This is a genomic window from Pseudomonas tremae (assembly GCF_001401155.1).
GTDB classification, from domain to species: domain Bacteria; phylum Pseudomonadota; class Gammaproteobacteria; order Pseudomonadales; family Pseudomonadaceae; genus Aquipseudomonas; species Aquipseudomonas tremae.
In genome coordinates, this window is record NZ_LJRO01000146.1 from 1 (window position 1) to 504 (window position 504).

Here is a 504-nt window from a genome sequence, read left to right on the forward strand (position 1 = left end):
ACCTGATGATTGCCCACGGCATCATTCAGGCGCTGGATGGCAATGTTCTGGTGCCGTTGCTGTTTTCCGAGGCCGTCAACCTGCACCCGGTTGCAATCATTTGCGCCGTGCTGCTGTTTGGCGGGCTGTGGGGATTCTGGGGGATCTTCTTTGCGATTCCGCTGGCCACGTTGTTCAAGGCCGTCCTCGATGCCTGGCCGCGTAATGAACCCACTGTGGCACCACTACTTTAAGCAGCAAGTCTGGATCGTTGCGGCACCTTGCGTGCCGCAACGCTTATCGGAATATCAGCCTTTGTTCAGGGCCTCGGCCTGCGCCAGTACTTCAGCCACATGGCCCGGCACTTTCACGCCGCGCCATTCCTGACGCAGTACGCCTTCGTTGTCGATCAGGAAGGTGCTGCGGTCAACGCCCAGGTATTCCTTGCCATACAGCTTCTTGAGCTTGATGACGTCGAACAGCTGGCAGACGGCTTCGTCCTTGTCCGAAATCAGCTCGAACGGG

General features: G+C 58.1%; 1 protein-coding gene and 1 pseudogene. One reads left to right on the plus strand and one right to left on the minus strand.

Going from position 1 to position 504, the window contains the following annotated elements; all coding sequences use genetic code 11:
- Positions 1–233 (plus strand): AI-2E family transporter (locus ALO43_RS09975; RefSeq protein WP_157062283.1); only part of this gene is annotated, 233 nt, incomplete at its 5' end.
- A 54-nt stretch (positions 234–287) separates the two neighbouring features.
- On the opposite strand, the pseudogene ALO43_RS09980 reads toward ALO43_RS09975, so the two are convergent.
- Positions 288–504: pseudogene (locus tag ALO43_RS09980) on the minus strand (redoxin domain-containing protein); the annotation flags it as partial.